This window comes from Acidovorax sp. (assembly GCF_046294525.1).
GTDB lineage: Bacteria > Pseudomonadota > Gammaproteobacteria > Burkholderiales > Burkholderiaceae_C > Acidovorax.
In genome coordinates this window covers 69,006-94,651 of the sequence record NZ_JBKBKQ010000007.1, presented here as the reverse complement: position 1 = coordinate 94,651, position 25,646 = coordinate 69,006, and the positions used below count along the sequence as shown (strand labels likewise).

The window sequence follows — 25,646 nt, the reverse complement described above, 5'->3', positions numbered from 1 at the left end:
ACCAGCCATGCCCAAGAGATGGTGAGCGTGGCCAGACCCGAGATCAACATGCGCGCAGGCGCGGGCACCCAGCACCCGACGCTGTGGTCGCTCAGCCAGGGGTACCCACTGCAAGTGACGGGCCGCAGCGGCTCCTGGCTCAAGGTGCGGGACTTTGAAAACGACACCGGCTGGGTCTACCGGCCGCTGGTCAACACCACTCCGCACCACATTGTCAAAAGCAAGGTGGCCAACATCCGCAGCGCGCCCAGCACCCGCAGCCGCGTGCTGGGCAAGGCCGAGCGCGGCGAGGTGCTGCGCACGCTGGACCGGCGCGCCGACTGGGTGAAGGTGCAGCAGGAAGGCGGCCTGCGCGGTTGGGTGTCCAAGCCTCTCCTGTGGGGCTGGTAGGCGCCCACCGCGCCCCCTGGTCACTGCCATGCTGATCCATAGCATCAATCTGGGCACGGCGCAGCGCATCCGCATGGGCGAGCGCGCCATCCTCACCGGCATCGGCAAGCGGCCTGTGCGCCATGCGGTGGCCGTGGGCCCGCTGGGGCTGCACGGGGACGAGCAAGCCGACCTGAGCGTGCACGGCGGCCTGCAGAAGGCGGTGTATGCCTACCCGGCGGCGCACTACCCGTTCTGGCAGGCGCAGCGACGCAAGCACGGGGTGAGCTTGCTGGACGAGCCGCTGGAGCCTGGCTTCATGGGCGAGAACCTCACCGTGGACGGCCCGCTGGAGCACGAGGTCTTTGTGGGCGATGAACTGCACTTTCCGGACTGCGTGCTGCGCGTCACCGCGCCGCGCGAGCCGTGCTTCAAGTTCAATGCGGTGATGGGCTTTGCGCAGGCGGGCCGCGCCATGGCCCTGGCGCGCAACTGCGGTTACTACCTGGCGGTGGACCAGCCCGGCACCCTTGCACCGGGCCAGAAGGCACGGTGGGTTGCGGGACGGCGCAGCCTCAGCATTGCGGCGGCCTTTGCGGCCAAGTTTGCCAAGCACGCACGCTGACCAAAGGCCCGCCTGGCGCGGCAGGCCCACCAGCTCTCAGCGCACCGTGTCGGGCAGCTCGATCTTGACTTCCAGCACTTCCAGGTTGTCCTGGCGTTCCAGTTGCACCTTGAGGTCCTCGGGATTGATCTTGACGTACTTGGAGATCACGGCCACCAGCTCGCGCTGCAGCGCGGGCAGGTAGTCGGGTTCGGAGGCGTTGCGGCCGTTGCGTTCGTGCGCCAGGATGATCTGCAGGCGCTCCTTGGCCACGCTGGCGGTCTTCTTCTTTTCACCGAGAAGGAAGGACAGGAAGGATGCCATGTGTTACTTGCTCCCGAACAGGCGCTTGAAGAAGCCGGGCTTTTCGGCTTCGATGAAACGCAAGGGTTTGTCGGTGGCGCCCAGGAAGCGGTCGATCACGTCCTTGTAGGCTTCGGACACATCGGTGCCTTGTGCGTGGATGGCCGGCGTGCCCTGGTTGGACGACTGCAGCACCACTTCGGATTCCGGAATCACGCCGATCAGCTTGATGCGCAGGATGTCCTGGATGTCTTCCAGGCTCAGCATCTGGCCGTCTTCCACGCGGCTGGGGTTGTAGCGCGTGATGAGCAGGTGCTCCTTGATGGGCTCACCGCCTTCGATGGCGCGCTTGGTCTTGCTGCCCAGCATGCCCAGGATGCGGTCGGAGTCGCGCACGCTCGACACCTCGGGGTTGGTCACCAGCAGCGCCTCGTCGGCAAAGTGCATGGCCATGAGAGCGCCGCTTTCGATGCCGGCGGGCGAGTCGCAGACGATGTACTCAAAGTCCATCGCGGCAAGGTCCTTGAGCACCTTTTCTACGCCGTCCTGAGTGAGCGCATCCTTGTCGCGCGTTTGGCTGGCGGCCAGCACGAACAGGTTGTCGCACTGCTTGTCCTTGATGAGCGCCTGGTTCAGGTTGGCCTCGCCCTGGATCACGTTGATGAGGTCGTACACCACGCGGCGTTCGCAGCCCATGATGAGGTCCAGGTTGCGCAGGCCGACGTCGAAGTCGATCACCGCAGTCTTGTGGCCGCGCAGGGCGAGGCCGGTGGCAAAGCTGGCGCTGGTGGTGGTCTTGCCCACACCACCCTTGCCGGAGGTCACAACAACGATTTTGGCCATGGGTTTACTGAGTTTCTCGGGGGTTGATACGTACAGGATTGCGCAGCGGCTCGATGATCAGCTTCTCGCCTTCCAGCCGCACCTGGGCTGGCTTGCCGGCCACGTCGTCGGACAGGGCCGTCTCGGTGGTTCGGTAGATGCCCGCGATGGAAACCAGCTGCGGCTCCAGGCAGGTGGAGAAGATGCGGGCCTCGGTGTTGCCGCGCGCGCCGGCAATGGCACGGCCGCGCAGCGGTGCGTACACGTGGATGTTGCCGTCGGCGATCACCTCGGCGCCGAAGCTCACCACGGCCATCACCACCAGGTCGGCGCCGCGGGCATATACCTGCTGGCCTGAGCGCAGCGGCTTGTCGATGACGACCGTGCCGGGGCCTGCCACGGGCACCTCAACGTGCACTTCGCGCACCACTTCCACCTCGACTTCGCGGACCACCTCGCGCACCTCATTGGCGGCGGCAACGGGTGCCTCGGCGCGCGCAGGCGGGGCGTCGGGGGCGGCGGCCAGGCCGGCAGCGCGTGCCGCTTCCATCTGGGCCGGGCTGCCGCCGCGCACCGCCACCGGCAGGGTGTTGTGGCTGCGCAGTGTGGCCAGCAGGGCGGCAAAGTCCACGGGCTCGTCGGCCTCGCGCACCGGCGCCAGGTCGATCAGCACCGGGTCGTTGTCAAAAAATCCGGGCGCCTCGGCCACGCGGTCGGCCAGATCGGCTGCAAACACGGCAGCGTCGGTGGTTTTGAGCACCACGGCCACCACGGGCAGCGAGGCGCTCTTGAGGTCAAAGCTGGTGCGGGACTGGGCCGACGTGGTAAGGGCCATGTAGAGGAAAGCCGTGAATGCCGGGCAGGCGGAGCTGTTTCAGAAGCCGCAAAGTGTACCGTGGGGCTGCGCGCGCACGTGTCAAGGCGTAGCGGGGCACGCCTTCTGGTCCGCGGGATGCGAGAAATCGCCGGTGGTTAGGCCCAAGAAAAAAGCCGGGCAAGCCCGGCTTTTGATGTGCTGGCGCGTGCCACACGGTCAGTTACGGTCAGCGCGTGCGGGGCGCGTGTTCTGCGCCAGGGTCGTGGAGTCGTTGGAGCCCGTGCTGCCCATCGTGGAGCCCTGCATGCCGCCCGTGCCGGTGTTGGCATTGTTGTTGTTCATGTTGGCGCTGCCAGAGCCTGTCGCGCCGGTGGCCCCCATGTTGCCGCCCGCGTTGGCGCCGGGTGTGCCGGTGGCGCCCATGGGGGTGTTCTGGGTGCTGCGCTGACCGGCGCCCGTGGCGGGGTCAGGCGTAGCGGTCGTGGGCGGCGTGCCCTGCGCAATGGCGGTGCCCACCACGGCAACGGCGGCGAGGCTGGCGAGAACGGTCTTCAGCGATGTGGATGCGGTCATGGGTTGCTCCTTGAACGGTTATGAAAAAAGGGGAAGAAACATTGACTGGCGTTGCCACCAGCTGTCTCCAAGTTAAGGCTTTGCCGTTTTGGCGGCGTCGTCCTCAAGCCGCATGCCGTGTCAGACGATGGCTGTCTGGCGGGCAGGCGATGCGCGGCCAAGGCTTCTGTTTCACGCTTTTGTCCCAGGCTGTTTGTCACCGTGCTGCGACCTGCGTGGCAGGCGTGGAGTTCGGTACCTCATGGGCGCCAAACAGCGCCGCCGCCGTCTGCGTCTCGGGCAGCACGTACACCACGGCGCCGGTCCTGTGCACGGTGGGGCTCAGCACCCTTTCATAGAACGCCACGGGCAGGTTGATGCAGCCAAAGGTAATGCGGTTGTCCTGCGCGGTGCGCGACGCAAGCCGCTCCAGCCTGCGTTCGGCCTTCACGGTGGGCCGCACGCGGTGCATGGACACCGCCGCGTCGTAGTCCACCCACACCACGTCCTCTCCACTGGCGTTGACACCCATTTCTGCCACGAACCGACCGGCGGGCGTGGTGCGCTCGGAAGGCAGCACCTGTGCAATGGGCTTGTCGCCCACGCCGGGCACTGTGTGGTCGCCCACGGCGGAGCCGACCAGCGCGGGGGACGCGCCCTTGAGCGTGCCGTCGGTGTGGAACACATAGACCCTGGCCGCCACCTTGTCGACCAGCACCACCGCACGGTCGCCGTGATCGCCTGAATCGAATGCCCAGCGCGCCACCAGCTGCGCGTCGGCGGATGCCGGCTCGGCGCCAAACCGGGGCAGCACCGGCATGCGTGGCAGCGGGGCCTGAACGGATGGGCCCACGCCAGTCGATACGGCAGGAACGGCGCTGCCCCCAGGCGTCGTGTCCGCATGTGGCACCGGGGGCCACAGCGCCAGGACCACAGCCACGACGCCGGCCGCGAACATCCCCAAGCTGCTGAAGAACGCCGCGTCGGAAGGCGGATGCGACAGCGGACCCAGGGGCCCCGGGTCCCGCGCAGTGCCGTGGGGGGTGCTGGGGCCTTGTGAATGCGTGGGGTGGCATGGGCGTTTCATGGAGCGACCTTACCCAGCCCGCGGGCGCCATCACGTGCGCGTGCACCTACGGGGCCTGTCAGACCATGGCCCACCGCGCGCCGCCCCGCATCCCATAATCGGCCGATGCCTTCTGCCCGCAAAACCCATCTTGATTCCCTGGCCGTTACCCTGCTGCTTGCGTGCTGCATGTTCTGGGGCTTCCAGCAAGTGCTGGTGAAAGCCACGGTGGGCGAGGTGGCGCCCGTGTACCAGGCGTTTGTGCGTTTTGCCATGGCCACGGTGGCGGTGGCCGCGTGGTGCCTGTGGCGCGGTGTACAGCTGTCCAGCGCGGCAGAGCCTGCAGGCGCCATGCGCGGAGGGCTGCTGGCGGGCGCGCTGTTTGCGGGCGAGTTTGCGTGCATCTACCTGGGCCTGCAGTTCACCACCGCGTCGCGGCTCACGGTGTTTTTGTACTCGGCCCCGTTCTGGGTGGCGCTGTTGCTGCCGCGCTTCATCCCCGGCGAGCGGCTGCAGGGTTGGCAGTGGCTGGGGCTGAGCGCGGCCTTTGCAGGCATGGGTCTGGCCCTGGGTGACGGCCTGCTGGGCCCGGCCAATGCCGCTTTGCCACGCGCCTGGCTGGGCGACCTGCTGGGCCTGGCCGCAGGCCTGATGTGGGCGCTGACCACGGTGGTGATCCGCAGCACCCCGCTTTCGCGCGTCGCTCCCGCCAAGCAGCTGCTGTACCAGGTGGGCGTGAGCGCGGCCGTGCTGCCGGTGCTGTCGCTCGCGCTCGGCGAGACGTGGTCGCTGCAATGGAGCGCGTTTGCCTGGACCTCGCTGCTGCTGCAGGCGCTGGTGGGCGCGTTCGTGAGCTACCTGGTCTGGATGTGGATGCTGGCCCACTACCCCGCCACGCGGCTGTCGGTGTTTGTGTTCCTCACGCCCGTGTTCGCGCTGCTCATCGGCGCCTGGTGGCTGGGCGAGCCCGTCACGGCCGGGCTGGTGGTGGCCCTGGTGCTGGTGGCGGGCGGCATTGTGCTGGTGAACCGGCGGCCGGCCGTGGCGTGAATTTTGTATAAAAACAGGCTCTAGCGCTTATCCAGCAAGCGCTAGCAGCTATCAGTTTTGATATACCCCAGAGGTTTTGCAGCTACAGCTTGGGGATCTTGATCCGGCTGATCATCAGCGAGCCCGAGGCCGCGAACAGCAGCACCAGCGGGTGCAGCGTGAAGCCGCCAATCAACACCTTGCCGAACCACAGGTTCTCGCGCACCGCTCCCGTCCACGCGGCCAGGGCCAGCAGGCCCACGAGCACGATGGAGGTGGGGATGGGGGTGCCCTCGAAGTATTTCACCTTGCCGTCGTCGCCCGACAGCGTCTCGGCCGTGACGTTGTAGCGTGCCAGTCGCGACACCCCGCAGGCCACGAAGTAGGCCAGCACGATGCGGTCGTACAGGCCTTGCATGCCGCAGGCATACGCAATGATGGCGGGGGCCACGCCGAAGGAGATCACGTCGGCCAGCGAGTCCAGCTCGCGCCCCATGGCCGAGCTTTTCTGGCGCCAGCGGGCAATGCGGCCGTCCAGCACATCGAAGATGAGCGCAGCCAGCACCAGCGCCGCCGCAAAGTACACATGGCGCACATCGTTCGTCTCCAGGTACGTCATGGACGAGAACAGCGCGCCCACGCCGCACACGGCATTGCCCAGCGTGAACCAGTCGGCGAGGTGGAACTCGCGGATCATCGAAAAGCGTTTGGGGTGCGAGGGGGGTGTGGTCATGGCGGGCTCTCCTGCGTCAGGCTGGGCGATGCGATGCAATGCGGGGTGCGCATTATGGCGGCCCACGCGCGGCGGGCATCCCGGTAGGGTGCCTGCCAGCGCGCGCCGCGTATGTCAGCCGGGACCTTTTGTTGGCGATGCGCTCAGGCGGCGGCAGTCCGGGCGCGCTCGCGGGCAAAGGCCACATACCAGTCCAGGCAGCCGGGGTTGGCCATGGCGTCCTTGTTGACGACCTTCTCCAGCGGCTGGCCCAGCAGCAGCTTCTTGATGGGCAGCTCCTGCTTCTTGCCACTCAGGGTACGCGGCACTTCCGCGACCACGAAGATGTCGTCAGGCACAAAGCGCGGGCTGAGCGCGGTGCGGATGGCGGCGTTGATGCGTGCGCGCAGCGCTTCGTCCAGCGTGTGGCCGGGCCGCAGCACCACGAACAAGGGCATGTAGCTGTCGCGGCCCAGGTACTCCAGGTCCACCACCAGGCTGTCCAGCACCTCGGGCAGGGCCTCGACGGCGCTGTAGATCTCGCTCGTGCCCATGCGCAGGCCGTGGCGGTTGATGGTGGCGTCGCTGCGGCCGTAGATGATGCAGCCGCCGTTGGCCCCGATCTTGAGCCAGTCGCCGTGGCGCCACACCGCGCCCATGCTGGCCGGGCCGTCGCCGCCGCCAGGCAGGCGGCCGTGGCCGGGCGGGTACATGTCGAAGTAGCTCGACAGGTAGCGGGAACCGTCCTTGTCGCCCCACAGGTACAGCGGCATCGACGGAATGGGCTGGGCGCACACCAACTCGCCCACGGCGTCCTGCACGGGGCGGCCCTCGGCGTCCCACGATTCCACGGCCGCGCCCAGCATGCGGCACTGCATCTCGCCGGGCACCTGGGGCAACTCGCGGTTGCCGCCGATAAAGGCGCCGCAAAAATCCGTGCCGCCCGAAATGTTGTTCCACCAGATATCCGACGTGCCCAGCCGCGCAAACTGCTCTGTCCCCCACTCCTGCACCTCGGGCGACAGCGGCGAGCCCGTGGTGCCCAGCGCTCGAATGCGCTTGAGGTCGCCATAGTCCGCCAGCGTGATGCCTGCCTTCATGCAGTTGGTGAAAAAGGCCGCGCCCGCGCCAAAGTACGTCAGGCCGGTTTCGGCGGCAAAGCGCCACAGCACGCCCCAGTCGGGGTGCTCCTTGCTGCCGCCGGGGTTGCCGTCAAAGATCACGCAGGTGGTGCCCGACAGCAGGCCGCTGAGCTGCGCGTTCCACATCACCCAGCCGGTGGAGCTGTACCAGTGGTAGCGCTCGCCAAAGCTGTTCGCCTCATAGCTGCAACCGATGTCGTTGTGCAGCACCTTGAGCTGCAGCGCCACCAGCACGGTGCCGCCATGGCCGTGCACGATGGGCTTGGGCAGCCCCGTGGTGCCACTGGAATAGACGATCCACAGCGGGTGGTCAAACGGCAGCCACATCGGTTCAAACGCTGCGGTTTCAGCATCATTTTTGGCCATAGCGCTTGTCCAGCTTGCGGTTCCAGCTATCGAAACAGAAGCATTCAGGTTGCCCAGAACGATCACGTGCTGCACGCTGGGCAGGGCCGCGCGCAACTCGGCCAGCACGCCGGTGCGGTCGTGGTCGCGGCCGCCGTAGGTCACGCCGTCCACGCTGATGAGCACCTTGGGCTCGATCTGACGGAAGCGGTCCAGCACCGCATGCGTGCCCATGTCGGGCGCGCAGATACTCCACACGCCTCCAATGCTCACCGTAGCGAGGAAGGCGACCATGGCCTCGGGTACGTTGGGCAGGTAGGCCGCCACACGGTCGCCGGGCAACACGCCCTGGGCCTTGAGGTGCAGCGCAAGCGACGCCACCTGGCGGCGCAGCTCGGGCCAGCCCAATTCCCGGTGCTGGCCTTTTTCATTGCGGCTGATGATGGCAGGCAGGCCTGCGGCATGGGCCGCATCGACATGGCGCAGCGCCTGGCGTGCGTAGTTGACCTGGGCGCCCGGGAACCATTGGGCGCCGGGCATGGTGTTCTTGGCCAGCACGGCCGTGTGCGGCGTGGGCGACTGAAGATCGAAATAATCCCACACGCTCTGCCAGAAGGCGTCGAGCTCGGTGGTGGACCACCGCCACAGTGCGTCGTAGCTGTCGAACGCGAGGCCGCGCTCGTCGCGCAGCCAGTTCTGGTACAGGCGGATCTGGGGAATGTATGGGGGGCGGGCGGGTGTGGTGGTCGTCTCCATGGCGACGCAGCGTACCAGCGGGGCGGCGCGCCAGCCAGCGGCGCCGGTCGCCGGATTGACACTGCCCGCGTTGCGGCCAAACGCCGGCCGGATTTCGGCCCACCACGTCCTCGCACGCCCGATGTGTCGCAGATTGGGACACCGGTAACAAATTAGCACAGTTGAGCGCTGCAGCTGTCAGTTTGGACAAAGCGAGGCCTCGCACAATCCGCCGCGGAAAAGCAAGAGCCGGTGGAGAGACGGTGCTTTTCCCTGTGCGCTGCATGGATGACCGCAGTGCGCAGCCTTTCACAACCATACCAATCTCGCATCCATGAACCCTGCCCGTTACCCCCGCGCGGCCGCGCACGGCGCTGCCTTCTGCACCTCCCCCGTACCACTGCCTTTCGCCAGCGCCGCTCGCCCGGCGGTGCGCGTTCGCCTCGTGGCCTTGTGGGCGCTCACCGCCACGCTGGCTGCTTGCGGCGGATCGGACAGCGCTACCCCCGAGAGCCCTGCTGCAGCGCTGCCGCAGCCGACCCATCCGGGCCCCGCACCGGCGCCAGCACCCGGCCCTGCGTCGGCACCTCCAGCCCCTGCCCCGGGACCTTCGCCGACGCCAGCCCCCGCGCCAGGTCCTGCGCCAGCGCCGGGTCCCGCACCCGGTCCGGGTCCGTCGTCGCCCTCCACGGACACGGTGCCTCCCTCGGCACCCACCGGCCTGGCCGTGCTGGCGCGCACCGCGAGCACCATCGAGATCGGCTGGGCTGCCAGCACCGACAACGTGGCTGTCACGGCATATGAGATCTGGGTGGACGGGGTGCCTGCGGGCAACTCCCTCGCCACGAAGTTCCTTCTGGGCGGCTTGGCCCCGGGCGCCAGCCACAGCCTCGCCGTGCGCGCTACGGATGCGGCAGGCAACTGGTCGGGCCTGAGTGCGCCCCTGCAGGCCGCCGCGCAGGCTGCCACAGCGCCTGCGCACGGCGCACCCTTCACGATCACCGGCACAAACTTTGGCACCAAGGCTGATCACAACACCGGCAATTACGCCTACAAGGGCCAGCGCCACCTGTTGGCGCGGTTCAGCGACTTCGACAATGCCACCACGGCCGTGCCAGCCTCCAACACCAAGGCAGGCTGGCAAGCGCATCTGGACGGGATCTTTCCCACCACCGTCGCAACGGACTTCAATGCCTTCGCCAGCGAATCGGGCGCCACGGTGGAAAGCAGCGGCGGTGTCACGCCGTCTGGCCGCTGGCTCAAGCGCAGCATCACCCAAAGCGTGCGCGATCGCTTCCCTGGCAACGCCGGACTGCGCAACTGGAACTTGTGGGAGACGCTGGGCTACAAGCCGCAGATGTACTACTCGGGCTATGTGAACCTGTCCAGCATCGACAAGCCCGGCAAGTACTTCCGCTTTTACTGGAAGGATTCGAGCAACATCAATTCCAACGTGTGGACGGCCAAGGAGGGCGCAACGCTCACGGCGCGCGCCGAAGGCGCCAATGACGGCGTGCCCGGCATGTACGCCGACCGGCCCGTCGCCTACCAGGCCAACACCTGGATCCGCTACGAAATCCTGGCCGACTTTGCCAATGACAAGATCGCGTTCTATGCGGACGGCAAGGTGCTCACCGACGTGTCGCGCAACTACACGGGTGTGAACACCGGGTGGCTCGGGGTGGGCGGCAAGCTGCACTACTTCTTGCTGAACAACACCGTGGACATGAACGGGGAAGCCGGCGAGTTCATCGGCCATGCCATGCCCTACCTGGACTTCAGCTTCCGGCGCATCGAACTGGCGGACTCGCCCAACTGGGCCAGCCGCACCGATGCCGTAGTGCAGGTACCCACCCGCTGGGAAAACGGCCGCATCGACATCGTGGTGAACCAGGGGCGCTTTGCCGACCTGCAGAACAAGCACCTGTTCCTTCTGAACGGGATGCAGGCCACTTACCTTGGCCCCCTGCGCTAATCCTTCCCCGGTTCACCGAGGTTTCCACCCCTCTTTTCTTTTCCGAGCACCATGGCCCGCACCGCACGCCTCCTCGAATTCGTCCCCAATGCCGCTGCCACACACCCCGGCTCACGCCTTTGGATCACGGCGCTGGCGGCGGGTCTGTCGGCCTCCTTGGCGGGATGCGGCGGTAGCGACGCGGCAGATCGGCAGCCAGTGCCGCTCGATCTTTCGACGCCTGTGGTGTCCGCGCCGACGCCAGCGCCAGCGCCAGCGCCAACACCAACACCAACACCAACACCAACACCAACACCAACACCAACACCAACACCAGCACCAACACCAGCACCAGCACCAGCACCAGCACCAGCACCAGCACCAGCACCAGCACCTGCGCCTATCCCCGCTGCCGACACCACCCCGCCCACGGCGCCGGGCGGCCTGTCGGCGCAGGCGCTCGGCAGCACCAGCCTGCGTTTGCAGTGGACTGCCAGTACGGACAACGTAGCCGTCGCGGGCTATCGCGTCTTTCTCAACGGCGCCCTCGCTGGCACGGTGGCGGAAACGCACCACGCATTGAGCGGCCTGGCGCCGACCACCAACTACAGCCTCCAGGTGCAGGCGTTTGACGCGGCCGGCAATGTGTCGCCTCCCGCATCGCTTGCGTGGACGGCAGCCACGGTGTATCGCCATGGAGATACCGTCACCATCCCGGGCGCGTTTGGCGCACCGCAGGTCACGCAGACTTTCCTGGGCGGACCCGGCGGGCCCATCGAGGGCAAGGCCGTTGGCGCGCGCATGGCCAACGGGCAGGGCTGGGTGTTCAGCGATCTGGGCCACCCCACCCACATCGCGCTGGACCCCGTGCGCGGCAAGGTGCTGTTCACGCCCGAGGATTCGCGCCACTACAACGCCACGCGGCGGTTCGACCCCGGCTTTGCCATCCCGGAACAGCGCTACTTCTACAAGGCCCACTGGGTGCGCAACGTGATGCTGCTGGACGGCCAGCCCTACGCCAAGAGCTACCAATGGAAGCACGAGCGCGTGAACTGGGAGAACACGGTGGTCGATGGCGACACCGAGATCAAAGTCCACAACCAGATCAAGGTGGCGGGCCTCGTGACCTATGTGAACCGGTCACGCACGGACAAGAGTACCTACTGGAACAGCGTGAAGGCCCCCGACAGCAACGGCGCCTGGGCGCTGATGGAGATCATGGTCTACACGGGCACCCAGGGCCAGAATGACGGCAAGCTCATCACGCGCCTGCACAAGGACGGCAAGACCTGGGTCAACCAGAACCGCCAGACCGAGCGCATCTACGCCGACCCCACCATGCGCCTGCGCTATTTCATCGAGCAGAACTATTTCGGCAACTTCGGCCAGCGCGAGGACGGCGTGGACAACCCGCTGCCCAAGCCGCAGGTGCGCGAGCTCTATTCGGACGACAGCCGGGTCATCGTCGGCAAGGATGCCAGCTCCGGCTGGCAGCGCGTGGAGCTGCGCGACCATCCCGACCTGAAATCCGCCAAGGTGCGGGAGCTGCAAAGCTGGACGCAGTGGAACGGCCGCGTGGACCTTGCGCTGAACACGGGCGGGCTGCCGCGCGGCGTGCACGACCTGTTCCTCGTGGTGGTTTCGGGCGTGGACGCCGACGGCTGGGACGTGGTGAGCCATTCCATGCCGTTGCGCGTGCAGGTGGACTGAGGCCAGAGAAGCGTGCGGCGCCCCATGGCAGCAGGCACTTGCGCTATTTCGCACGCATGTGCTAAATTACGTCCATGGACGCCAAGACCCAAAAAGCCGAGCTCACCCGCGCCGCGATTGTCGGCGCGGCGCTGGACCTCGCTGCGGCCGAGGGGCTGGAGTCGATCACGCTGCAGGCCGTGGCCGACCGCGTGGGGCTGTCCAAGAGCGGCGTGTTCTCGCGCGCTGGCTCGCGCGAGGCGCTGCAGAAGGCGGTGATCGAGGAGTTTGGCCGGCGCTTTCTCGCCGATGTGTTCGTGCCCGCCATGCAGCAGCCCAAGGGCCTGCCGCGGCTCAACGACATCGTGCGGCGCTGGATCGCCCGCACGCGCGATGTGGAGGCCTTCACCGGCTGCATCTACACGGCCGGCGCCTTCGAGCTGGACGACCGCGAGGGCGAGCTTCGCGACCTGCTGCACAGCGAGATCACACGCTGGCGCGCTGCGCTGCGCCGCACGGTGGTCCAGGCCATCGATGCCGGGCACCTGCCCACCGGCACCCCACCCGACCAGCTGGTGGGCGAGATCTATTCCATGATCATGGGCCTGCTGCACGACGTGCGCTTTTTGCGCGACCCGCATGCGGCGCCGCGCACCGAGGCATCGTGGGCGCGCCTGGTGAGAAGTTATGCCAACGACACTCCGGCCCCCGCGCGCTGAACCGCACCCGCCCTGGGGGCCGTACCGCCGAAACGCTGACCAGCGCGGCCGCGCAGGCCGCTGCTGATCTCCCTTTTTCTTTTGCTTCCCTACAACGATGGCCATCGTTTTTCTTCACCCCAATTTCGCACAATCGTGCGAAGAAAGGAGAGCCCCATGTTGCCATTTTTTTGGACTGTGGCCGCTGTCGCCGCGCTGGCCGCCCTGGCCTGGCTGGTGCAGCTGGTGCGCGCCACGCTGGCCCGGCTGCCGCGCAGCAACCGCGAGTGGATCTTTTACTGAGCGCGGCCTGCCGCGCGCCTTCCTTGTTCCCCCATTTTTGGAGCCCCACCATGACCTCCACCCCCTCCCCGTCTGCCGCCTCGGCCTTGCAGGCCACCTCCAGCTTTTACGGCGAGCACCCCGCCATGCGCCTGCTGCGCGCCGGACTGGGCGCCACCGAGCGGCTTTGGCCTGCGCTGGCCGTGCGTGCGGCCTACCGGCTGTTCGGCACGCCGCTTCCGCTGCGCCGGCCCGAGCGCAGCGCGGCGCCGGGCGCGGACTGGCGCACCGAGCGCTGGCCGTTTGAAGACGCCGAGATCACCGTTTACACGCCCCAAGCTCAACCCCATGGCCCCGCCGTGCTGCTGCTGCACGGTTGGGGCGGCCATGCGCGCCAGATGCTGCCGCTGGCCCAGGCCCTGGCCGCGCGCGGCCTGCGCCCGGTGTTGCTGGATTTGCCCGCGCACGGCGGCAGCCGCGGCCGGGTCAGCAACCTGCCGCAGTTCGGCCGCGCCATCGAATACGCCACCGCCCGCCTGCATGCGCAGGACTCGGCGCCCGCCGCCGTGGTGGCGCATTCGCTGGCCGCCAACGCCGCCGCGCACGCCGCCAGCCGGGGCTTGGCCACGGGGCGGCTGGTGCTGCTGGCACCGCCCGCTTCGCCGCACGAGTACACGCGTCTGTTCGCCCAGGTGTTCGGCCTGTCCGAGCGCACCCGCGCCGCCATGCAGCGGCGCATCGAGGCGCGGGAGGGCATCCTGATGCGTCAGTTCGAGCCCCCAGCCGTGGGCCCGCGCATTGCACTGCCCACGCTGGTGGTGCACGACCGGGGCGACCGCATCAACCGCTTTGCCGATGGCGAGGCCTACCGCGACCACATTGCGGGCGCCACGCTGCTGGCCACCGAAGGTCTGGGCCACCGCAAGATCCTGCAGCAGGCCGAGGTGCTGCAGGCGGTGACAGTCTTTGTGGCCGACGGCGTGGCGTCCGCAGCCCGCTGACGGGTCCAATGTCCCTGCGCTTAACTGCGGTATTGCGCGCGCCGCAGCGCACCTGTTGTCTACACTCGCGCCCCTCCTCATTGGCGCACGCCCCTACAGGGCCCTGAGCCCCGCGCACGCGGGCCGTGCCAATGCCCCGCCTTGCCGCGCCGCTGGTCCCCAAGCGCGCATCGGCGCCGGGCCGTGCCCTCGCACTATCCTTGCGACACGGCCCGCTTTCACTCCGGAGCTGTGCAGCTGCCGCCGAAGGCGGCATCCGCCCCGTCCCGCCTTGCTGGCGTTCCGAGCCCCCTGCGTCGATCCGGCCCCCGTGGCACGCTGCGCCCCGGGCGCCGCCCGGCCGGCGGCAGGGTCTGCACAACTCCTGGTCGATCAAGCAGCAGAAGAAAGGTGATCCATGGAACTTCTTGTCTCGGCGGGGCTGATCCTCGCCATCGTGCTCTGGGGCGTGATCGCGCCCGATTCGCTGGGTGCCGTGTTCGACACCGCGCTGGCTGCCACCACGCGCAACTTTGGCTGGTTCTACCTGTGGGTGGTGCTGGGCCTGGTGGTGATGGCGCTGATCCTGGCCTTCAGCCGCTACGGCGACCTGAAGCTGGGGCAGGAGGACGACGAGCCCGAGTTCTCCATCGGCGCCTGGTTTGCCATGCTGTTTGCAGCGGGCATGGGCATCGGACTGGTCTTCTGGGGCGTGGCCGAGCCGATTTCGCACTATGGCGCACCGCCACCCGGCATCGCGCCGAACACGCCCGAGGCGGCCAACGCAGCCATGCGCTACAGCTTCTTCCACTGGGGCCTGCACCCCTGGGCGGTGTACAGCATCGTGGCGCTGGCGATTGCGTTCTTTCAGTTCCGCAAGGGAGGCTCGGCCCTGGTGAGCACGGCCGTGCAAAGCCTTCCCTGGGCGCCGCTGAAGCGCCTGGGGCCGCTGATCAACGTGCTGGCGGTGATTGCGACCGCGTTTGGCGTGGCCGCATCGCTGGGCATGGGGGCGCTACAGATCAACAGCGGCCTGCATGCGGCCTGGGGCCTGCCCGTGGGCGCGGCGTCGCAGGTGGGCATCATCGTGGTGACCACGGTGCTGTTCCTCACCTCGGCCGTCACGGGGGTGGCGCGCGGCATCAAGTGGCTGTCCAGCATCAACCTGGTGCTGGCGGGGCTGCTGGCGCTGGCGGTGTTTGCGCTGGGGCCCACGGTGATCATCATCGACACCTTCACCAACACCCTGGGCAGCTACCTGAGCGAATTTGTGCGCATGAGCCTGCGCATGACGCCGTTTCGCGACAGCAGCTGGGTGAGCGGCTGGACGGTCTTTTACTGGGCCTGGTGGGTGAGCTGGTCGCCGTTTGTGGGCCTGTTCATCGCGCGCGTTTCGCGCGGGCGCAGCATCCGCGAGTTCATTCTGGGCACGGTGCTGGCACCCACGCTGGCGGCATTCGTGTGGTTCTCGGTGTTCGGCGGGGCCGCGCTGCACCTGGAGATCGCACAGGGCGTGCCGCTGGCGCAGGCCGTGGGCGCGGATGTGTCCACCGCCATGTTCGCAATGTTCAACGCCCTGCCCTGGGGCGCGGTGATGTCGGTGGTGGCCACGGTGCTGGTACTGGTGTTCTTCGTCACGTCCGGCGACTCGGCCACGCTGGTGCTGGGCATGATGAGCACGCGCGGCAACGAGAACCCATCGGCCCGCGTGAAGATCGTCTGGGGCCTGCTGGTGTCCGGCATCGCCATCAGCCTGCTGCTGGCTGGCGGCGTGAAGGCGGTGCAGACGGCCACCATCGTGTTTGCGTTGCCGTTCACTGCCGTCATCCTGCTGATGGCCGTGGCGCTGTGGCGCGGCGTGAAGTCGGACTGGGAAGAAGAGGACCGCCGCGACCGCGCACTGCGGCGGCGCATGCGCCAGATGGTGGAGCCGGGCGGCGGTTCGTCCGGGCAGCAGGTTCGGTAAGCTCCGATTCTTTGGGTATTTTTGGCCTCCAGCGCTTATCCGTCAAGCGCTGACAGCTATCTAATTCATAGTGAAGGCATCCACCCTGCCTTTGCACCCTCACACGCGCAGCAGGCCGCGGAAGCCGCGCGCTGCGTAGTAGGACTGCGCTCCGTTGTGATAGACGAAGACCTGGCCGTAGCGCCGGTCGCCGAACAGCGCGCCGCCCAGGTCGCGCACGCCGGCGGGCGTGGCGACCCAGCTGGAGGTCTTGGTGTCGAACTCGCCCAGCGCCTGCAGCGCGCGGTACTGCGCCTCGTCCAGCAGCGTGATGCCCATGTCGGCCGCCATTTCCATTGCGCTACCCTGGGGCTTGTTCTCCTTGCGCGTGTCCAGCGCATCGCGGTCGTAGCACAGGCTGCGGCGGCCGGAGGGGCTCTCGGCGGCACAGTCGCAAAAGAGGTACTGCCCGCTGGCCCCGTCACGACCGATCACGTCCGGCTCGCCGCCGTAGGCTTCCATCATCGCCAGGGATTGCAGGGCCTTGGGATGCGCCTCCAGGCGGCTCTGCACGTCCTGCCAATCCAGGCCGGGGTGCCTGTGGCCGTGGCGGGCGAACCGCTCTTGCAGCGTTTGCAGCAGGGGCTGCACGGCATTTCTCTCAACGGACTTTTTCATGGGTGTCACCAGTGCGTTTTGGTGGCTGCAGTATGCCCCGCACACCCGTGCGACTATGATCCACAGCCGCTCCCGCCCTGCCAGCCGCTCCCACCTTTATCCCGCGCCCCTGCCCATGCAAATTTTGATCTCCGCCTGGCCCGCTCTGGTGTGGCTGCTGCTGGCCCTGGTGCTGGTGTCGGCCCTGTACTTTCTGGCCAAGGGCGACCGGCGGGCGCTGGGCCATGTGATGGCGCTGGTGGCGTGTTTCCTCATCGGCGCGCTGCTGATGGAGTTCTTTGTGTTCATGGCCGCACGCATGGCGCGCGCGGGCAGCGCGCAGGCCAACCCCGTGCTGGGCACCGGCACGCAGCAGCTGCTGCAGACACTGGCCCAACCGCGCTCCATCAAGGCTCCGGCGGGGTCGCTGGCGTGGGTGGCGGCGTGGAGCGTGCCCGTGTCGTACCTGTGGCTGGCGGTGGCCTGGGGGCTGCACCTGTGGGGCAGCAAGCGCTCGGGCCCGGCGCGCAAGAAGGCAGCGGGCAAAAGTGGCGCAGGCAGCAAGAGCGCCCGCAGCCGCAAGGCAGCGGCCTGAGGGGCTGAGGACGGGGCGCAGACGGCCCACCACGCCTCCGCCCATCGGATTTGAAGCGTTTTTGGCCTCTAGCGCATATTCAGCAAGCGCTAAAAGCTATTGAAATCGTAGCAATGCATACCGTGCCGCGGTATTGACGCAGGGCAATACCCGCCCGCGCGTGCCCGCCCACAATGGCGCGCTCACTCAGCCGCCCTACTGGCGGGTTTTCTTGCATTTGCCATGACCCCACACAGCGACGTTCTCATCGTCGGCGCCGGCCCGGCGGGCCTGTCGCTGGCCATTGCCCTGGCGCAGGCGGGCTTTGCGGCCACGGTGGTGGAGCAGCAACCTGCCGACGTGCTGGCCGATCCCCCGCCCGACGGTCGCGAGATCGCCCTCATCCACCCCAGCCGCGCCACACTGCAGCGGCTGGGCAGCTGGGCGCTGCTGGCAGACACCGAGATCGGCACGATCGGCCAGGCCCAGGTGCACGACGGCCCGCTGGACCGCCACAGCGCGCTGCAGTTGAGCCCCCCGCGCGGCGCCGCGGCGGGCGACGCGCTGGGGTTCATCGTGCCCAACCATGCGCTGCGCCGCAGCGCCTACGCCGTGGCAGCGCGCACGCCGGGCGTGCGCATCCTGGCCGGCATGCAGGTCACGCGTGTGGCGGCCAACGGCGCGCAGACCGAGCTGGACTGCGTGCCCGCACTCGACGGCACGTCCACCCCACAGCGCCTGCACGCCCCGCTGCTGGTGGCGGCCGACAGCCGCTTTTCGCCCGCCCGGCGCCAGCTGGGCATTGGCGCGCAGATGACCGACTTTGGCCGCACCGTCATCGTCTGCCGCATGCGCCACACCCTGCCCCACGGCGGCGTGGCGCACGAGTGTTTTGGCTACGAACGCACGCTGGCCGTGCTGCCCCTGCCGGGCGACGCCGAGGGCGGGCACCCGTTGTGCTCGGTGGTGGTGACGGCGGGCGCGGGCGACGCAGCCACGCTGATGGCACTCGGCGCTGAAGCGTTTGCCGCCCAGGTGCAGGCCCAGCTGCAACACCGCCTGGGCCCGATGGCGCTGGTGGGCGACCGCTTTGCCTATCCGCTGGTGGCCGTGTACGCCCAGCGCTTTGCGGGCCACCGCTGCGCGCTGCTGGGCGATGCCGCCGTGGGCATGCACCCGGTGACGGCCCACGGCTACAACCTGGGCCTGGCGGGTGTGGAACGTTTGACGGCCGCCCTGGCCAGCGCCCGCCAGCGCGGGCAGGACATTGGCAGCGCTGACGCCCTGGCCCCGTACGCGCGCGAGCACCACCGCCACGCCTGGCCCCTCTACCAGGGCACCAACGCCATCGTGCGGCTCTACACCGACGCCCGCCCGCTGCCGCGCGTGCTGCGCCAGCTGGTGCTGCAGGGTGCGCGGCGGCTGCCGCCGCTGCAGTCGGCCATCGTAGGGCAGTTGACGGGCGAACCGCCCCCCTGGATGCGCGCGTTGGCGCTCAGGCCATAGCGCACCCAATGCGACGGGCGCACTTGCCAAGCTGCATGGCTGCCCACTTGACAGGGAAGACGCGAAGCGGCTTGGCGCGCTTCAGTCCCTGACCCCCAGCGTCGCCAGACCATACAGCGGCGCGCCCAGCCAGGGGCGGCACAGCATGTCCAGCGCAATGCCGGGCCAGCCATAGCATTCGGCCACGCTCTGCTCGCGCAGCAGTGCAAGGCGCGGGTGGGCCTGCTCCAACTCGTCCATGCGGCCCACGCCCCAGCAGAACTGCGCCCCGGTGGGCCCCACGCTGGCATGGTGGGCCGCCAGCCCCACGGCTTGCCTGGTGAGCACGTCCAGCACCATGCGCGACCCGGCAGGCGCATGCTCTGCAAACTCCGTTAGCACCGCCTGCACCTGCGCGGGCTGCAGGTACATCAGCACGCCTTCGCACACCAGCAGCACGGGGCGGGCGCGGCGCCCTTCGGGCAGGGCGAGCCGCTGCCACCAGCCTTGCTGGGCAAGGTCTTCCACGGCCTGGCGCGCGCGCGGGCACGGCAGCGGCATCAACGGCTGGCGCAGCGCCATCACGGGGGCCAGGTCGGCATCCAGCCAATGGTTGAGCCCGGTGTCCAGCCATTGAAAGTAGTGCGTCAGCCCGCACCCCAGGTTGGCCCCCAGCGCGCGCGGGTGCTGCGCAAAAAACGCCTCCCCCACGGCTTTGATGGCACGTGTGCGCCACAGCACGTTGAGCACGGTGGGCAGGTCGTCCAGGTACGGCTCCACATTCGTTCCCAGCCGCTGCAGCAGCGCCGGCGCCGCCGTGTCGGCGCAGTCCAACCACGGAAAGTAGCGGCCGCCCCGCGCGCGCGCGGCCAGGGGGATGAGCAGGGTGCTGGGGACGGGGGGGAGTTGGGCGCAGCGTTGTCGGGCGCTGGGGGCCGAGGTCGCCGCGCGGGTCTTCGCCCGTCGGGCTGGGGTGGCAAGGGTGGGGGCGGATGGCTGCGGCACGCGTGTCTCCTCCGTGGCGGCGTCATCAGGCAAAGGCCTGCGGCCGGGCTGCGCAGCGCGGGGTGCCGTCGACGCTGAGCTTTTCACAGCATCCGTGGTCACCGGTGTCCGCGCAGACCCTTCAGGGCATTGTGGACTGCCACCATGCCACGCAGCGGTATGGCCCCCTGCGGGGGTGGGGCATCCGCTGTGCACCCGACGCGGGGGCCGCATCAATGCCTGCGGATCAGCGCATTCCAGACCAGTTCCACCCCCGCAGCCACCAGATCGGCGGTGCCGCTGTCTGCATGGTGGGCCCACTTGTGCACAGCGCTTTTCTGGCGCTCGCGCTCGGCGCGGGCACGGTCGCGCTCCAGGGCCACCAGGGCGTCGCCGATGTCCACGGGCTGCACGGGCGCGGGTGCAAGGCCGCCCCGCTGGCCGGCGCTGGTGTAGCCCTCCAGGGCGCGGGCCACGGCCTGGGGATCGATGAGGGAGAACGCGGCGCGGCAGTAGGGGCAGGCGTGGTCCTTGCGGATGTCCACCGGCGCACCGCAGCTTGTGCAGTAGATGGCGCCTACACGTTGAGCGAGGTCGTCGATCTCGGTGCGGGTGAGGTGGCGCACAAACGCCTTTTCGACCATGAAGGACGCAAAGGTGCTGAAGCGGCCATGCTGTCGGCCGCACCGATAGACCATGTAGCGGCCGCTGCGCACCACGTCAAAGCCCTGGGTCAGGGTGGTGTTGCAGCGGGGGCAGGCCATGGGGCTGCCCAGGGGCTGGTGTTGGTCGGTACGGTGTTCGTGCAGCAGACGGAACAGCTCCACCACCGACGCGGGCGAGAGCTTGAGGTTCTCGTACCGGTCAAACCACAGGCCCTGGCAGGCAAAGCAGATGTCCAGCTCCAGCGGCTCGCCCTGGTTGCTGGTAAAGCGGTGCACCTGCATGGGCTGGCGGCACGAAGGGCAGGACGGCTGAGGCGACATGGCAGCGGCGGGCGAAGGCGATGGGGCCGCATCCTAACCCGGGGCTGTTGCACACGGTTACATGCACTAGCATTCGCGCCTTCACACAACAAGGAACGAACCCATGGGATTGATGGACTGGCGCGTGAAAAGCGCCGATGTGCTGCAGCAGGGCGGCGTGATTGCGCCCGATGAACGACTTTCCTGGCCGCACACTGCGGTGATGGGGGTTCAGCACGTGATTGCAATGTTTGGCGCCACGGTGCTGGCGCCCATCCTGATGGGCTTTGACCCCAACGTGGCCATCCTGATGAGCGGCGTGGGCACGCTGATCTTTTTCCTGGTGACTGGCGGGCGGGTGCCCAGCTACCTGGGGTCGAGCTTCGCTTTCATCGGCGTGGTGATCGCCGCCACGGGCTATGCGAGCAGCGGGCCCAACGCCAACATTGGCGTGGCGCTGGGGGGCATCATTGCGTGCGGCCTGCTCTATACGCTGATCGGTGCGCTGGTGCAGGCCATTGGCACCGGCTGGATCGAACGCTTCATGCCGCCGGTGGTCACCGGCTCGGTGGTGGCGGTGATCGGGCTGAACCTGGCGGGCATTCCCATCAAGAACATGGCCGCCAGCAACTTTGACAGCTGGATGCAGCTGGTGACCTTTGTGAGCGTGGGCCTGGTGGCCGTGCTCACTCGCGGCATGGTGCAACGCCTGCTGATTCTGGTGGGCTTGATCGTGGCCAGCATCATCTATGCGGTGCTGACCAATGGCCTCGGCCTGGGCAAGCCCATCGACCTCTCCATCCTGGCCAACGCCGCGTGGGTGGGCATGCCCAACTTTGCCGCGCCGGTGTTCGAGGCCAACGCCATGCTGCTGATCGCGCCCGTGGCCATCATCCTGGTGGCCGAAAACCTGGGCCACATCAAGGCCGTGACGGCCATGACGGGCCGTGACCTGGACCGCTACATGGGCCGCGCGTTCATGGGCGACGGCGTGGCCACCATGGTGAGTGGCGGCGTGGGCGGCACGGGCGTGACCACCTATGCCGAAAACATTGGCGTGATGGCAGCGACCAAGATCTATTCCACCGCCGTGTTCTTGCTGGCGGGGGTGTTTGCGCTGGTGCTGGGCTTTTCCCCCAAGTTCGGCGCTTTGATCCAGACCATTCCGCTGCCGGTGATGGGTGGTGTCTCCATCGTCGTGTTTGGCCTGATTGCCGTGGCGGGCGCCAAAATCTGGGTGGACAACAAGGTCGATTTTTCGCAGAACAAGAACCTCATCGTGGCGGCCATCACCCTCATCCTGGGCACGGGCGACTTCACGCTCAAGTTCGGCCAGTTTGCGCTGGGCGGCATTGGCACAGCCACGTTTGGCGCCATCCTGCTGTATGCCTTGCTCAACCGCAAAGCTTGAGCGGTTTGATAAGGGTTAACCCGTGATTCCTCAGCGACACCCGCTAGGATTCGGGGTTTGACCAGGGCCTCCCAGCCATGTGGCGGGAGGCCCTTCTGTTTGCGGAGGCTGTTTTCATGTCCCTGGCCGACCGGGTGCTGTACCCCGACTTTCTCTCCCGCACCATGTCCGCCGACGAGGCCGCCGCGCTGATTCCGGCCGGTGCCCACGTGGGCATGAGCGGATTCACGGGCGCGGGCTACCCCAAGGCGGTGCCGGGCGCGCTGGCGCGCCGCATCGAGAGCCTGAACGCGCAGGGCAAGGGCTTCAAGATCGGCCTGTGGACAGGCGCCAGCACCGCGCCCGAGCTGGACGGTGCTCTCGCGCAGGTGGATGGCATCGAGATGCGCCTGCCCTACCAGTCCGACCCCACGGTACGCCGCCAGATCAACGCGGGGCAGATGCAGTACGTGGACATCCACCTGTCGCACGTTGCGCAGTTTGTGTGGTTCGGCTTTCTGGGCAAGCTCGATGTGGCGGTGGTAGAGGTCGCGGGGGTACTGCCCGACGGGCGGCTGATCCCCTCGTCTTCGGTAGGCAACAACAAGACCTGGCTGGACCAGGCCGACAAGGTCATCCTGGAAGTGAATGCCTGGCACAACCCGCAGCTGGAGGGCATGCACGACATCTACTACGGCACCGACAGGCCGCCGCACCGCAAGCCCATCCCCATGACGCGGCCCGACGAGCGCATTGGCGAGCCTTACCTGCGCTGCGACCCGTCCAAGGTGATTGCCGTGGTGATGACCAACCAGCCCGACCGCAACAGCGTGTACGCCGCGCCCGATGAGACCTCCAACCGCATCGCGGGCCACATCATCGAGTTTCTGCAGCACGAGGTGAAGAAGGGCCGCCTGCCCAAGGACCTGCTGCCGCTGCAGTCGGGCGTGGGCAACATTGCCAACGCGGTGCTGGCGGGGCTGAACCACGGGCCGTTCGAGAACCTCACGGCCTACACCGAGGTTCTGCAGGACGGCATGCTGGACATGCTGCGCTCGGGCACGCTGGCCAGCGCCTCGGCCACGGCGCTGTCACTCAGCCCCACGGCGATGCAGCAGTTCAACGACCGCATCGATTTCTACAAAGAGCGCATCGTGCTGCGCCCACAGGAGATCAGCAACCACCCCGAGCTGATCCGCCGCATGGGTCTCATCGCTATGAACGGCATGATCGAGGCCGACATCTACGGCAACGTGAACAGCACGCACATCATGGGCTCGGCCATCATGAACGGCATCGGCGGATCGGGCGACTTTGCGCGCAATGCCTACCTGTCCATCTTCATGACGCCCTCGCTGGCCAAGAACGGCAGCATCTCGTGCATCGTGCCCATGGTCTCGCACGTAGACCACACCGAGCACGATGTGCAGATCCTTGTCACGGAGCAGGGCCTGGCAGACCTGCGCGGCCACTCGCCCACGCAGCGCGCCGACATCATCATCGACCGCTGTGCGCACCCGGACTTCCGCCCCGCCCTGCACGAGTACCTGGCCCGTGCGCGCAAGGTGGCTGTAGGGCAGCACACGCCGCATGTGCTGGCCGAGGCGCTGTCGTGGCACCAGCGGTATGTGGAGACGGGCACGATGCGCGCGCCAGCGGGCCCCACCAGCGCAGCGTAGAGGGCACGGCGCTATCCCGGAGCCCGCAGGCCTTTGACAGCCAATTGGCAGCTTCAAGTCGTAAAATCAGGGTTTACCCTTAGGTCTATCGACCTCCCTTGTCCAATCCCCGCCAGCCCCCTTCGGGGCTGGCTGCCTTTTTGCCTGCGAGTTTTTTCATCATGCAACGTCGCCAGTTCACCCAATCCCTTGTTGCCGCCAGCACCGGTCTGTTGCTGGCCCCGTTGTCGCGCGCCGTGGGTGTGCAGGACCCGATGGACGCCAAGAGCGTGACCATCGGCTGCTCCATCGGCGCCACCGGCGCGTTGGCCAGCCTGGGCAAGGAGCTGAAGCAGGGCCTGGACGCCGGGTTTGCCCAGGCCAACGCCAAGGGCATCCACGGCCGCGAGATCAAACTGCTGGCGCTGGACGACGGCTACGACGCCGCGCGCTCTGAAGACAACGTGCGCAAGCTGATCGCCGATGCCAATGTGGTATCGCTGATCTCGTGCATGGGCACGGCCAACAACCAGCGCATCATGCCGCTGGTGGACGAGGCGCAGATCCCCTACGTGGCCCCGCAAAGCGGCGCCACATCGCTGCGCAAGGCCGAGTACCGTTCGGTGTTCCACGTGCGCGCCAGCTACACCGACGAAGCCCAGCGCCTGGCGCAAAAGCTCGTGTCCATGGGCATCACCGACCTGGCCATCGTGTACCAGGACACCGCCTTTGGCCGCGAGTTTCTGGCCGATGTGACCATGGCCATGGCCGCCGCCAAGCAGCCCGCGCCCAAGGCCTTCAAGCTCGATGCCCAAGGCGCCCAGGTGGCAGACATCGTGGGCAAGGCCGTGGCCGCCAAGCCCAATGCCGTGCTGCTGGGCACAGCGGGCGACATCACCGCCACCTTGGTCAATGAGTTCAAGAAAGTCTCGCCCAGCACGCCTCTGGCCGCCACCAGCGTGGCGCTCTCGGGCGACAACCTGCGCCAGCTGGGCGGCAAGGCCTCGGGCATTGCGCTGTCGATGGTGCTGCCCGACGCAGCCCGCACCAGCTTTGCCGTGGTGCGCGACTACCAGAAGGCCATGCGCGCACTGGGCTACCAGGATTTCTCGGCCCGCAGCTTTGAAGGCTATGTGAACGCCCGCGTGCTGGCCGAGGGCCTGGAACGCGCCGGTCGCGACCTGACCCGCGCCAAGCTGCGCAATGCGCTGGCGGGCATCCGCAGCAATGACCTGGGCGGTCTGTCCATCGACTACGCAGGCGGCGCGCCCTATGTGGGATCGCGTTTTCTGGACCTGGGCGTGATGGGCGCCAACGGGAAGTTTGTCGGCTGACGCTGCGGCAAGGGCATTGGCACAATCAGCGGCTTGCACTGACTTGCCGCTGAACCGTGAACATCACCATGCCCATCTGGAAAAAACCCATCGACCTGGCCCTGCTGAAGGCCGCCAACCACAACACTGCCGTTGAGCACCTGGGCATTGAGTTTGTCGAGGTGGGCGACGATTTCCTTCGCGCCCGGGTGCCGGTGGACCACCGCACCGTGCAACCTTTCGGCCTGCTGCACGGCGGCGTGAGCGTGGTGCTGGCCGAGTCGCTGGGCTCCACCGGCGCCTACTACACACTGCCTGAGGGCTACCGCGCTGTCGGCCTGGACATCAACGCCAACCACCTGCGCTCTGCGACCAGCGGCTGGGTGACCGGCACGGCGAAGCCCGTGCACATCGGCCGCACCACGCATGTGTGGCACATCGATCTGCACAACGAGGCGGGCGAGCTGACCTGTGTGTCGCGGCTGACGATGGCAATCCTGGCGCCGCGCTGACGCAGGCCATCAAGACCGTTGCCGCCCGTCGCAGGGCAACGCCGCCAGCCCCAGGGGATTGACA

Annotated in this window: 26 protein-coding genes; 15 read left to right on the top strand and 11 right to left on the bottom strand. The window is 67.7% G+C overall.

All coding sequences use genetic code 11. The features are described 5' to 3' along the window. The first annotated feature begins 18 nt into the window (after window positions 1–18). Complete coding sequence (locus tag ACK4HJ_RS09430; RefSeq protein ID WP_409830529.1) at window positions 19–390, top strand: SH3 domain-containing protein; 372 nt, start codon at window positions 19–21, stop codon at window positions 388–390. A gap of 28 nt (window positions 391–418) precedes the next feature. Then, window positions 419–994 carry an MOSC domain-containing protein gene (locus ACK4HJ_RS09425; protein WP_409830351.1) on the top strand — a complete coding sequence of 192 codons (576 nt, stop codon included), beginning with the start codon at window positions 419–421 and terminating at the stop codon, window positions 992–994. Window positions 995–1,030: 36 nt separating this feature from the next. Here the strand turns inward: ACK4HJ_RS09425 and minE are convergent, their stop codons facing one another. From minE to ACK4HJ_RS09400, 5 genes are all read right to left on the bottom strand, one after another. Then, window positions 1,031–1,297 (bottom strand): cell division topological specificity factor MinE, encoded by a 267-nt coding sequence (gene minE, locus ACK4HJ_RS09420; protein WP_092951564.1) that lies wholly within the window; start codon window positions 1,295–1,297, stop codon window positions 1,031–1,033. 3 nt (window positions 1,298–1,300) lie between these two features. Continuing rightward, entirely contained in the window at window positions 1,301–2,119 is an 819-nt protein-coding gene (gene minD / locus ACK4HJ_RS09415; RefSeq protein WP_409830347.1) for a septum site-determining protein MinD, read from the bottom strand. 4 nt (window positions 2,120–2,123) lie between these two features. Further along, window positions 2,124–2,933, bottom strand: coding sequence for a septum site-determining protein MinC (gene minC, locus ACK4HJ_RS09410; RefSeq protein ID WP_409830344.1), 810 nt, complete (start codon window positions 2,931–2,933; stop codon window positions 2,124–2,126). A gap of 198 nt (window positions 2,934–3,131) precedes the next feature. After that, window positions 3,132–3,488, bottom strand: coding sequence for a proteophosphoglycan ppg4 (locus tag ACK4HJ_RS09405; RefSeq protein ID WP_409830341.1), 357 nt, complete (start codon window positions 3,486–3,488; stop codon window positions 3,132–3,134). A 196-nt stretch (window positions 3,489–3,684) separates the two neighbouring features. After that, entirely contained in the window at window positions 3,685–4,554 is an 870-nt protein-coding gene (locus ACK4HJ_RS09400; RefSeq protein WP_409830340.1) for a hypothetical protein, read from the bottom strand. A 105-nt stretch (window positions 4,555–4,659) separates the two neighbouring features. On the opposite strand from ACK4HJ_RS09400, the gene ACK4HJ_RS09395 reads away from it, so the two are divergent. After that, window positions 4,660–5,583 carry a DMT family transporter gene (locus ACK4HJ_RS09395; protein ID WP_409830337.1) on the top strand — a complete coding sequence of 308 codons (924 nt, stop codon included), beginning with the start codon at window positions 4,660–4,662 and terminating at the stop codon, window positions 5,581–5,583. A gap of 82 nt (window positions 5,584–5,665) precedes the next feature. Here ACK4HJ_RS09395 and pssA read toward each other — a convergent pair whose 3' ends face one another. Together pssA and ACK4HJ_RS09385 are read right to left on the bottom strand one after the other, a co-directional pair. Further along, entirely contained in the window at window positions 5,666–6,295 is a 630-nt protein-coding gene (gene pssA, locus ACK4HJ_RS09390) for a CDP-diacylglycerol--serine O-phosphatidyltransferase (RefSeq protein ID WP_409830334.1), read from the bottom strand. 143 nt (window positions 6,296–6,438) lie between these two features. Beyond that, window positions 6,439–8,517, bottom strand: a complete 2,079-nt coding sequence (locus ACK4HJ_RS09385) for an acetoacetate--CoA ligase (RefSeq protein WP_409830332.1) — start codon at window positions 8,515–8,517, stop codon at window positions 6,439–6,441. Between the two features lie 313 nt (window positions 8,518–8,830). Between ACK4HJ_RS09385 and ACK4HJ_RS09380 the strand changes: the two genes are divergently transcribed. Beyond that, window positions 8,831–10,471, top strand: a complete 1,641-nt coding sequence (locus ACK4HJ_RS09380) for a hypothetical protein (protein ID WP_409830329.1) — start codon at window positions 8,831–8,833, stop codon at window positions 10,469–10,471. A 124-nt stretch (window positions 10,472–10,595) separates the two neighbouring features. Here the strand turns inward: ACK4HJ_RS09380 and ACK4HJ_RS09375 are convergent, their stop codons facing one another. Continuing rightward, window positions 10,596–10,844 carry a hypothetical protein gene (locus ACK4HJ_RS09375; protein ID WP_409830544.1) on the bottom strand — a complete coding sequence of 83 codons (249 nt, stop codon included), beginning with the start codon at window positions 10,842–10,844 and terminating at the stop codon, window positions 10,596–10,598. Window positions 10,845–10,852: 8 nt separating this feature from the next. Here ACK4HJ_RS09375 and ACK4HJ_RS09370 point away from each other — a divergent pair, with 8 nt between their 5' ends. From ACK4HJ_RS09370 to ACK4HJ_RS09350, 5 genes are all read left to right on the top strand, one after another. Then, a complete protein-coding gene (locus ACK4HJ_RS09370) occupies window positions 10,853–12,160 on the top strand; it encodes a fibronectin type III domain-containing protein (protein ID WP_409830526.1) in 1,308 nt (435 codons plus the stop codon). Window positions 12,161–12,234: 74 nt separating this feature from the next. Then, on the top strand, window positions 12,235–12,858 hold the full coding sequence (locus ACK4HJ_RS09365) for a TetR/AcrR family transcriptional regulator (protein WP_409830326.1): 624 nt from the start codon (window positions 12,235–12,237) through the stop codon (window positions 12,856–12,858). Window positions 12,859–13,014: 156 nt separating this feature from the next. Then, on the top strand, window positions 13,015–13,140 hold the full coding sequence (locus ACK4HJ_RS09360) for a hypothetical protein (RefSeq protein WP_409830323.1): 126 nt from the start codon (window positions 13,015–13,017) through the stop codon (window positions 13,138–13,140). Window positions 13,141–13,190: 50 nt separating this feature from the next. Further along, complete coding sequence (locus ACK4HJ_RS09355) at window positions 13,191–14,120, top strand: alpha/beta fold hydrolase (protein ID WP_409830321.1); 930 nt, start codon at window positions 13,191–13,193, stop codon at window positions 14,118–14,120. Window positions 14,121–14,517: 397 nt separating this feature from the next. Next, on the top strand, window positions 14,518–16,065 hold the full coding sequence (locus tag ACK4HJ_RS09350) for a BCCT family transporter (protein WP_409830319.1): 1,548 nt from the start codon (window positions 14,518–14,520) through the stop codon (window positions 16,063–16,065). A 99-nt stretch (window positions 16,066–16,164) separates the two neighbouring features. Here the strand turns inward: ACK4HJ_RS09350 and ACK4HJ_RS09345 are convergent, their stop codons facing one another. Next, the gene (locus ACK4HJ_RS09345) at window positions 16,165–16,722 is read right to left on the bottom strand and encodes a DUF4256 domain-containing protein (protein ID WP_409830316.1); all 558 of its coding nucleotides are present in this window, start codon (window positions 16,720–16,722) and stop codon (window positions 16,165–16,167) included. Between the two features lie 115 nt (window positions 16,723–16,837). On the opposite strand from ACK4HJ_RS09345, the gene ACK4HJ_RS09340 reads away from it, so the two are divergent. Further along, a complete protein-coding gene (locus ACK4HJ_RS09340; protein ID WP_409830314.1) occupies window positions 16,838–17,296 on the top strand; it encodes a hypothetical protein in 459 nt (152 codons plus the stop codon). A 222-nt stretch (window positions 17,297–17,518) separates the two neighbouring features. Then, complete coding sequence (gene ubiM / locus ACK4HJ_RS09335; protein ID WP_409830311.1) at window positions 17,519–18,781, top strand: 5-demethoxyubiquinol-8 5-hydroxylase UbiM; 1,263 nt, start codon at window positions 17,519–17,521, stop codon at window positions 18,779–18,781. A gap of 81 nt (window positions 18,782–18,862) precedes the next feature. On the opposite strand, the gene ACK4HJ_RS09330 is transcribed toward ubiM, so the two are convergent. Together ACK4HJ_RS09330 and ACK4HJ_RS09325 are read right to left on the bottom strand one after the other, a co-directional pair. Beyond that, entirely contained in the window at window positions 18,863–19,765 is a 903-nt protein-coding gene (locus ACK4HJ_RS09330; protein WP_409830308.1) for a class I SAM-dependent methyltransferase, read from the bottom strand. Between the two features lie 212 nt (window positions 19,766–19,977). Continuing rightward, window positions 19,978–20,730 (bottom strand): zf-TFIIB domain-containing protein, encoded by a 753-nt coding sequence (locus ACK4HJ_RS09325; RefSeq protein WP_409830306.1) that lies wholly within the window; start codon window positions 20,728–20,730, stop codon window positions 19,978–19,980. 103 nt (window positions 20,731–20,833) lie between these two features. Here ACK4HJ_RS09325 and ACK4HJ_RS09320 point away from each other — a divergent pair, with 103 nt between their 5' ends. The 4 genes from ACK4HJ_RS09320 to ACK4HJ_RS09305 all read left to right on the top strand — a co-directional run bounded on the left by ACK4HJ_RS09320 (window position 20,834) and on the right by ACK4HJ_RS09305 (window position 25,582). Further along, on the top strand, window positions 20,834–22,120 hold the full coding sequence (locus ACK4HJ_RS09320) for a solute carrier family 23 protein (protein ID WP_409830304.1): 1,287 nt from the start codon (window positions 20,834–20,836) through the stop codon (window positions 22,118–22,120). Window positions 22,121–22,236: 116 nt separating this feature from the next. Beyond that, window positions 22,237–23,778, top strand: coding sequence for an acetyl-CoA hydrolase/transferase family protein (locus tag ACK4HJ_RS09315; protein ID WP_409830301.1), 1,542 nt, complete (start codon window positions 22,237–22,239; stop codon window positions 23,776–23,778). A 161-nt stretch (window positions 23,779–23,939) separates the two neighbouring features. Further along, window positions 23,940–25,091: an ABC transporter substrate-binding protein gene (locus ACK4HJ_RS09310; protein WP_409830299.1), complete on the top strand. Its 1,152-nt coding sequence runs from the start codon at window positions 23,940–23,942 to the stop codon at window positions 25,089–25,091. A gap of 68 nt (window positions 25,092–25,159) precedes the next feature. Beyond that, a complete protein-coding gene (locus tag ACK4HJ_RS09305) occupies window positions 25,160–25,582 on the top strand; it encodes a hotdog fold thioesterase (RefSeq protein WP_409830296.1) in 423 nt (140 codons plus the stop codon). Window positions 25,583–25,646 lie beyond the last annotated feature (64 nt).

Bases quoted from the DNA above. Each gene is read 5' to 3' on its own strand.
- ACK4HJ_RS09430 (WP_409830529.1), top strand. From the start codon at position 19: ATGGTGAGCGTGGCCAGACCCGAGATCAACATGCGCGCAGGCGCGGGC.
- ACK4HJ_RS09425 (WP_409830351.1), top strand. From the start codon at position 419: ATGCTGATCCATAGCATCAATCTGGGCACGGCGCAGCGCATCCGCATG.
- minE (WP_092951564.1), bottom strand. From the start codon at position 1,297: ATGGCATCCTTCCTGTCCTTCCTTCTCGGTGAAAAGAAGAAGACCGCC.
- minD (WP_409830347.1), bottom strand. From the start codon at position 2,119: ATGGCCAAAATCGTTGTTGTGACCTCCGGCAAGGGTGGTGTGGGCAAG.
- minC (WP_409830344.1), bottom strand. From the start codon at position 2,933: ATGGCCCTTACCACGTCGGCCCAGTCCCGCACCAGCTTTGACCTCAAG.
- ACK4HJ_RS09405 (WP_409830341.1), bottom strand. From the start codon at position 3,488: ATGACCGCATCCACATCGCTGAAGACCGTTCTCGCCAGCCTCGCCGCC.
- ACK4HJ_RS09400 (WP_409830340.1), bottom strand. From the start codon at position 4,554: ATGAAACGCCCATGCCACCCCACGCATTCACAAGGCCCCAGCACCCCC.
- ACK4HJ_RS09395 (WP_409830337.1), top strand. From the start codon at position 4,660: ATGCCTTCTGCCCGCAAAACCCATCTTGATTCCCTGGCCGTTACCCTG.
- pssA (WP_409830334.1), bottom strand. From the start codon at position 6,295: ATGACCACACCCCCCTCGCACCCCAAACGCTTTTCGATGATCCGCGAG.
- ACK4HJ_RS09385 (WP_409830332.1), bottom strand. From the start codon at position 8,517: ATGGAGACGACCACCACACCCGCCCGCCCCCCATACATTCCCCAGATC.
- ACK4HJ_RS09380 (WP_409830329.1), top strand. From the start codon at position 8,831: ATGAACCCTGCCCGTTACCCCCGCGCGGCCGCGCACGGCGCTGCCTTC.
- ACK4HJ_RS09365 (WP_409830326.1), top strand. From the start codon at position 12,235: ATGGACGCCAAGACCCAAAAAGCCGAGCTCACCCGCGCCGCGATTGTC.
- ACK4HJ_RS09360 (WP_409830323.1), top strand. From the start codon at position 13,015: ATGTTGCCATTTTTTTGGACTGTGGCCGCTGTCGCCGCGCTGGCCGCC.
- ACK4HJ_RS09355 (WP_409830321.1), top strand. From the start codon at position 13,191: ATGACCTCCACCCCCTCCCCGTCTGCCGCCTCGGCCTTGCAGGCCACC.
- ACK4HJ_RS09350 (WP_409830319.1), top strand. From the start codon at position 14,518: ATGGAACTTCTTGTCTCGGCGGGGCTGATCCTCGCCATCGTGCTCTGG.
- ACK4HJ_RS09345 (WP_409830316.1), bottom strand. From the start codon at position 16,722: ATGAAAAAGTCCGTTGAGAGAAATGCCGTGCAGCCCCTGCTGCAAACG.
- ACK4HJ_RS09340 (WP_409830314.1), top strand. From the start codon at position 16,838: ATGCAAATTTTGATCTCCGCCTGGCCCGCTCTGGTGTGGCTGCTGCTG.
- ubiM (WP_409830311.1), top strand. From the start codon at position 17,519: ATGACCCCACACAGCGACGTTCTCATCGTCGGCGCCGGCCCGGCGGGC.
- ACK4HJ_RS09325 (WP_409830306.1), bottom strand. From the start codon at position 20,730: ATGTCGCCTCAGCCGTCCTGCCCTTCGTGCCGCCAGCCCATGCAGGTG.
- ACK4HJ_RS09320 (WP_409830304.1), top strand. From the start codon at position 20,834: ATGGGATTGATGGACTGGCGCGTGAAAAGCGCCGATGTGCTGCAGCAG.
- ACK4HJ_RS09315 (WP_409830301.1), top strand. From the start codon at position 22,237: ATGTCCCTGGCCGACCGGGTGCTGTACCCCGACTTTCTCTCCCGCACC.
- ACK4HJ_RS09310 (WP_409830299.1), top strand. From the start codon at position 23,940: ATGCAACGTCGCCAGTTCACCCAATCCCTTGTTGCCGCCAGCACCGGT.
- ACK4HJ_RS09305 (WP_409830296.1), top strand. From the start codon at position 25,160: ATGCCCATCTGGAAAAAACCCATCGACCTGGCCCTGCTGAAGGCCGCC.